This is a genomic window from Dietzia sp. Cai40 (genome assembly GCF_014145165.1).
Lineage (GTDB): Bacteria > Actinomycetota > Actinomycetes > Mycobacteriales > Mycobacteriaceae > Dietzia > Dietzia natronolimnaea.
Map to the genome: position 1 here is coordinate 1 of NZ_JAALEB010000231.1, position 6532 is coordinate 6532.

Consider the following 6532-nt stretch of genomic DNA (forward strand, 5'->3'; position numbering starts at 1 on the left):
GGGTGTTGATGCGGTTGGAGGCGATCACCGGCACGCCCACGGTCTGCTTGAGCCGGGCGGCCAGGTCCACAAACGCCGCCCGCGGCACCGAGGTGACGATGGTGGGGATGCGGGCCTCGTGCCAGCCGATCCCGGTGTTGAACACGTCGACGCCCGCGGCCTCGAGGCGCTGGGCGAGCTCGGCGGTCTCGTCCCAGGTCTGCCCGTCCGGCACCAGGTCGAGCACGCTGATGCGGTACTGGATCAGGAACTCCGGGCCCACCTCGGCGCGGACCCGGCGGACGATCTCCTCGGGGAACCGCATGCGCTTGCTCGCGGTGCCACCCCACGCATCGGTGCGCTGGTTGGTCCGGGCCGCGAGGAACTGGTTGATCAGGTACCCCTCGGAGCCCATGATCTCGACGCCGTCGTACCCCGCCCGGCGCGCCAGTCGTGCGGCCCGCACCCAGTGGTCGATGGTGCGCTCGACGCCCCGCGAGCTCAGGGCCCGCGCCTTGAACATGCTGATCGGGGACTTGGTGGACGAGGCCGAGCGGACGAACGGTTGATAGCCGTACCGGCCGGCGTGCAGCAGCTGGAGCAGGATGTGCGAGCCCTCGGCGTGGACGGCATCGGTGAGGCCGCGGTGTTTGTCCGCCATCCGCCGGCTGGCCATCATCGACCCGGCAGGGAGCAGCCAGCCCTCCACGTCGGGGGAGAACCCGCCGGTGACCATCATGGCGGTGCCGCCGCGCGCCCGCTCGGCGAAGTAGGCCGTGAGCTCGGGCAGGTGCTTGCTGCGGTCCTCGAGTCCGGTGTGCATCGACCCCATGACCACGCGGTTGCGCAGGGTGAGAGGCCCGACGACGAGGGGACTGGTCAAGTGCGGGTGGCTGGAGCTCATGGGGCCCATTGTGCCCTGGCCGGACACGACCTTACCCGCCGGTAAGGTCGTGTCGCGCGGAACCGTGATCAGTAGCGGAGGATCGCGCCGACCGAGTTGCCGTGCGGGAGGGCCTCGAGCACCACGAGCCGTCCGGAGGTGGCGCAGGTGTGGCCCACGGCGTCGTCGAGATCGCCCGGCTGATCTTCCGGACGACAGGCCGCCCCGGTGAGGATCAGCGTCTCCACCCGGCCCTCGGAGGCCGCGGTGACGATCTCCCTGGGGTCGCTCACCCCGAGCCCGGTCCCGAGGGCTTCCCCGAACCGCTCGGTCGCCGCTGCCGCGTCGGCGCCGAGGACGGGCTGGACGATCGGCCACGCCTTCTCCTGCAACTCCGCGCCGCTGGCGTGGTCCGGGTTCCCTGCCACCACGTCGTCGAGAAGGTGGGGGTAGGACAGCTCCTCCCTGAGCATCGGGTGGTGCTCGGCCACCGCCGCCAGGACGAGCGGTCGGCGGTCGGGCCCCGCGAGCAGCTCGTCGATACCCGCCGCCACCTGACGGAAGAACTTCTGCAGCATCACGCGGTCCACCTCGCCGCCGGCACCGTGCCCGTGGAAGGCGGCGGTGCCCCCGGCAGCGGCCTGGTGCTGGAGCTGGGGCTCGCGCTCGGTGCGACCCTCGGCGTCCTCCATCGACGCCGGCGCGGTGCCGATGTCCCGCTCGTGGACCGAACCCCGGGTGGCCTCGAACAAGCGCACCGAGTTCTGGCTCAGGGCCAGGATGAGGAACTCGCCGTCGCCGACCGCGGACGGGACCAGGGGGCGGACGGCGAACGAGTCGGACACGTGGACCAGTTCCGGCATCTCCGTGCCCAGCCGGAAGGCCCTTGCGATGCCGGGGGCGGCGTAGAGCGCCAGTCCGTGGGCGGTGTGCTGCCAGAAGGGGTCCTCGTTCCCCAGCTCCCGCAGCGGCGCGAGCAGCTCGGCGGCCACTTCGGCCGGTGTGCCCCGGGTGACCAGCTCGGCCTGCGCGCGGTCGAGCAGCGAGCGCAACCTCAGCGGGCCCTGCCGCGTCTCCGGCCCGCCGCGGTGCGTCGGCATGAACACCGACACCGCCGGTCCCGAGGCGGTGCCCAGCGACTCCAGGTCGGCGGCGGTGATCGGATCGATGTTCCGTGTTCGTTGGATCGACGTCATGGCTCCGACCGTAACGCCGATCACAGCTCGACGCGGGCTCTCGAGCCGATCGTTGCAAGTCGGAGATGTGTACGGCCCCGGGCCGCGCGGTCCACTACATACGATGTAACAGATGTGACTTCTGTGACGAAAGATGCATGAGTGAACTCGCGGCACTACAGTGTGAGTCAACGATCCCCGCCGGGTCCGGCTCCGGCCGCCACCCCAGGAAAGGACACCCACGTGCGTCATCCCATCCGTTCCGTCGTCGCAGCCGGGGCCTCCGCCCTCCTGCTCGTCACGGGCGCCGGCACGGCCTCCGCCCAGGGGTCGCTCGAACTCGCCCTGCCCTTCCCGCTGGACATCCCCGGCCTCGCCTCCCTCATGTCGGGCCCGTCCACGCCGGGGACCACCGCGACCACCACCGTCGCCGAGCAGGACGCCCCTCTCGTCGTGGTTCCGCCCGAGGTGGCCCGGAAGGCGTTCGAGGGCAGCGTGGTGGCCGGGGTCAACGAGGCGCGGACCGCGGTGGGCGCCGAGCGGCTGGTCACCGACGCGATCCTCTCCGTCGAGGCCGCGGTCCGCGCGGACCAGCTGGCGGTGGGCGACCCCACGACCGGCGACCTCCCGGTCCCCGACAGCGGCGAGGCCCGGGACCGCACGGTCCTGACCCTGCCCCCGGAGGCCACGCCGCAGAACGTGCTCACCGCGATGCTCACCGACACCGGGATGCGCGAGCGGATGCTCGACAGCGCGTTCACGAAGGTGGGAGTGGGAACGGCCGCGGGCGAGGACGGAGTGATCCACGTCGTACTCGACTTCGAGCGGGGGTAGCACGACCAGGGGTTCTTCCGGTTAACTGTGTGAAAATACGGCTAGATTTCTTTTCCCCCTAGCCCGGCGGGGACTTGCTCTCTACCGTGGCCTCTGCACGCCCTCCCCCTCGGGGTGTGCAGAACTGGAGATCCCTCGTGCGTCGCACTTCCCCTCGTTTCGTCAAGCCCCTCGCCGTCTGCGCTGCCGCCACCATGGCTGTCGCCGGACTCGGCGTCCCCGCGGCCTCTGCGCAGCAGTTCCTCATGCCGGGCTCGTCGTTCGGCGTCGCCGTCGGCGGCGGCGGTACGGTCCCGGCCCTCGATCCCACGAGCGCCGAGTACCGCCAGCAGCTCCACGACGCCACCAACGCCGCGCGCGTGGCCAACGGCCGGGCTCCGCTCCCGTCCAACGACGCGCTCGTCCGGTTGGCCACCGCCTGGAGCCAGGTGCAGGCCGCGGAGAACCGCATGTACCACAACCCCGATCTGCGCGACCAGGTCCCGGCCGGCACCACGCGCTGGTCGGAGAACGTGCTGCAGAACTGGCGCAACGCCACCCCTCAGCAGCTGGTCAACCAGTGGATGGCGTCCACCGGACATAGGCTCAACCTGCTGCGCACCGACCACACCTCGATGGGTATGGGCGTCGCCGTGGCCGGCGACAACAAGCTCTACGCCACCCAGGTGTTCACCCGGAGTTGAGTCGGGTCCGACCGTTCGCGGTCGGCAGCACTCATCCATAGCCACTCATCGATCAGGACGTTCCGCACACGTTTCGCGAGAAGCAGGTGTGCGGAACGTCCTTTTCGATGTGCGGGCCCGGCCGAGGCGCGGCGTCAGCCGACCATCCCCGCCAGCATCGCCCCGAGCCCCTCGTCGAATCGCGAGTCGTAGTCCACGCGCGGCATCGCGGGGTCCACGGCGGCGAGGTTGTGGTGGGTCTGCTCCTCGATCGTCACGCCGAGGACGTAGGCGGTGAGAGCCGTGGTCAGGCCCGCCGCCCGATCGCCGCCCCCGTGCCGCGCACACGTCCGTGCGACCGCGTCGGCCACCGGGTTCACCGCACCGGCGGCCAGCCCCAGTGCCACGATCTCGGCCCCGTCGGGCACCCCCGCGACAGCGATCCGCATCGCCCGGGCCACCCCGCGCAGTTCGTCGGCGGCCGATGCGCCGGCCTCCACCGGGGCCACGTCCGCCAGGACCCGTTCGGCGACGGCGGTGAGCAGCGCCTGCTTTGACGGGAAATGCCAGTACAGAGCACTCGGCTGGACGTTCAGCCGCGTCGCCAGCGTGCGCATCGACATGCCGGGCAACCCCGCTTCGTGCAGGAGTCCGAGCGCGGTGTCGACGACGGCCGACTTGTTGAGAGCCACGACCGGTAACCCTATCGCCCCTCCCGCGGCTCCGACGCGCCTGCAATCTGAACGCTGTACAAGTCGGCGAATTCCCGCTACCTTAACGGCGTTCAATGAACGGCGTTCAGGAGGAACCATGGCCACCACGACCACCCGTTGGCACGAGCTCGCGGACCGCATTCTCGACGGCGGGGCGATCGACGCGACGGAGGCGCTCGCCGTGCTCGACTCGTCCGACGCCGAGCTCATGGAGGTCGTGGCCGCCGCGTCGCGCGTGCGCTTCCACCACTTCGGCAACAAGGTCAAGGTCAACTACCTGGTCAACCTCAAGAGCGGCCTGTGCCCTGAGGACTGCTTCTACTGCTCGCAGCGCCTCAACTCGACCGCCGGCATCCTGCGCTACACGTGGCTGAACACCGAGGAGGCCGTCACCGCGGCCAAGGCCGGCATCGCGGCCGGCGCCTCGCGCGTGTGCCTGGTCGCCAGCGGCACCGGCCCGAGCAATCGCGAGGTCGGCAAGGTCTCCGACATCATCGAGGCCATCAAGTCCGACACCCCGGGCGTCGAGGTGTGCGCCTGCCTGGGCGCGCTGAAGGACGGGCAGGCGGAGAAGCTCTGCTCGAGCGGCGCCGACGCCTACAACCACAACCTCAACACGGCGGAGAGCCACTACGAGGAGATCTGCACGACCCACACCTACGCCGACCGCGAGCACACCGTGAGCCAGGCGCACGGCGCGGGCCTCTCGGCGTGCTCGGGCTTCATCGCCGGCATGGGCGAGACCCGCGAGCAGCTGGTCGAGCTGGCCTTCGACCTGCGCGCCAAGGGCGTCGACTCGATCCCGGTGAACTTCCTGCTGCCCTTCGACGGCACCCCGCTCGAGGGCGTGGACACGCTCAACCCGCGCGACTGCCTGCGGATCCTCGCGATGGTCCGGTTCGTCGCCCCCGACACCGAGATCCGGATGGCCGCCGGCCGGGAACGCCACCTCGGCTACCTTCAGGGCATGGGCCTCTTCGTGGCCAACTCGCTGTTCCTCGGCGACTACCTCACCAGCGAGGGCCAGCCCGGCGGCGAGGACCTGCAGATGATCGCCGACGCCGGCCTCGAGGTCCTGCAGATGGACGGGGCCGGCCAGGTGTCGCACCACCCCGCGAACCCGGGAACGGCTCCCGGTGCTGCGGCCGTGACGGCGCCCGCCGCGCACGAGAAGCAGGAGAAGAAGGTCGCTATCCGCACGCGCGGTGCCGGCACCAGCGAGCCCGCGAACGCCTGACATGTCCGCCCCGCGTCACCTCACCGCCTCCCCCGCCGCGCTCCTGGCCGCGGACGCCGAGCACGTCTGGCACCCGTACGGCGGGTTCCCGGCGTCCACGCAGCCGCTGCCGGTGGCGTCGGCGTCCGGGGTGCGGCTACGTCTGGCGGACGGCTCCGAGCTGATCGACGGCATGAGCTCGTGGTGGGCGGCCATCCACGGCTACCGCCACCCGCACCTCGACGCCGCCGCGCACCGGCAGGTCGAGACGATGAGCCACGTGATGTTCGGCGGCCTCACCCACGCGCCGGCGGTGGAGCTGTCGACCCGGCTCGCGCGGATGGCGCCGGGCGAGCTCAACAAGGTGTTTCTGGCGGACTCGGGATCGGTGTCGGTGGAGGTGGCCGCCAAGATGGCCATCCAGTACCAGCGCTCGCTGGGCCACTCGGGCCGCACCCGGCTGGCCACCTGGCGCGGCGGCTACCACGGCGACACCCTCTCCCCCATGAGCGTGTGCGACCCCGACGGCGGCATGCACTCGATGTGGCGCGGAGTGGTCGCCGAGCAGGTCTTCGCGCCGCAGCCACCTGCCCACTACAACCCGGCCTACGTCGCCGAGCTCGAGCGGGTTCTGCGCGAGCACTCGGACGAGCTGGCCGGGATCATCGTGGAGCCGGTGGTCCAGGGCGCGGGCGGCATGCGCTTCCACCACCCCGACTACCTGCACGATCTGCGGCGGCTGGCAGACGAGACCGGGGCGCTGCTCATCTTTGACGAGATCGCCACCGGCTTCGGCCGCACCGGGGAGCTCTTCGCCGCCGACCACGCCGGGGTCGCGCCTGACATCATGTGCCTGGGCAAGGCGCTGACCGGCGGGTATCTGACGCTCGCCGCGACCCTCACCACCGATCGGGTCGCCGAGGTCATCAGCGCCGGCGAGGCGGGCGGCCTGGCGCACGGGCCGACCTTCATGGGCAACCCCCTTGCGTGCGCCGTGGCGTGCGCGTCGCTGGACCTGGTGGAGTCGGGGGAGTGGCGCGAGCGCGTGCCGCGGATCGAGGCGCGCCTGC

6 protein-coding genes and 1 pseudogene are annotated in these 6532 nt (G+C 71.2%); 4 read left to right on the forward strand and 3 right to left on the reverse strand.

The window, feature by feature from the left end; all coding sequences use genetic code 11:
• Together G6022_RS09715 and G6022_RS09720 are read right to left on the reverse strand one after the other, a co-directional pair.
• A pseudogene (locus tag G6022_RS09715) lies at positions 1-883 on the reverse strand (NADPH-dependent 2,4-dienoyl-CoA reductase); the annotation flags it as partial.
• A 68-nt stretch (positions 884-951) separates the two neighbouring features.
• Positions 952-2058, reverse strand: coding sequence for a hypothetical protein (locus G6022_RS09720; protein ID WP_182615744.1), 1107 nt, complete (start codon positions 2056-2058; stop codon positions 952-954).
• A gap of 222 nt (positions 2059-2280) precedes the next feature.
• Here G6022_RS09720 and G6022_RS09725 point away from each other — a divergent pair, with 222 nt between their 5' ends.
• Positions 2281-2871, forward strand: a complete 591-nt coding sequence (locus G6022_RS09725; protein WP_182638662.1) for a CAP domain-containing protein — start codon at positions 2281-2283, stop codon at positions 2869-2871.
• A gap of 137 nt (positions 2872-3008) precedes the next feature.
• The gene (locus tag G6022_RS09730) at positions 3009-3554 is read left to right on the forward strand and encodes a CAP domain-containing protein (protein ID WP_179524381.1); all 546 of its coding nucleotides are present in this window, start codon (positions 3009-3011) and stop codon (positions 3552-3554) included.
• Positions 3555-3688: 134 nt separating this feature from the next.
• Here G6022_RS09730 and G6022_RS09735 read toward each other — a convergent pair whose 3' ends face one another.
• The gene (locus tag G6022_RS09735; RefSeq protein WP_182641009.1) at positions 3689-4225 is read right to left on the reverse strand and encodes a TetR family transcriptional regulator; all 537 of its coding nucleotides are present in this window, start codon (positions 4223-4225) and stop codon (positions 3689-3691) included.
• A 118-nt stretch (positions 4226-4343) separates the two neighbouring features.
• On the opposite strand from G6022_RS09735, the gene bioB reads away from it, so the two are divergent.
• Complete coding sequence (bioB, locus tag G6022_RS09740) at positions 4344-5483, forward strand: biotin synthase BioB (RefSeq protein ID WP_182639824.1); 1140 nt, start codon at positions 4344-4346, stop codon at positions 5481-5483.
• Between the two features lies 1 nt (position 5484).
• Positions 5485-6532, forward strand: a 1048-nt coding sequence (locus tag G6022_RS09745; protein ID WP_182691451.1) for an adenosylmethionine--8-amino-7-oxononanoate transaminase, incomplete at its 3' end; no start/stop codon positions are given.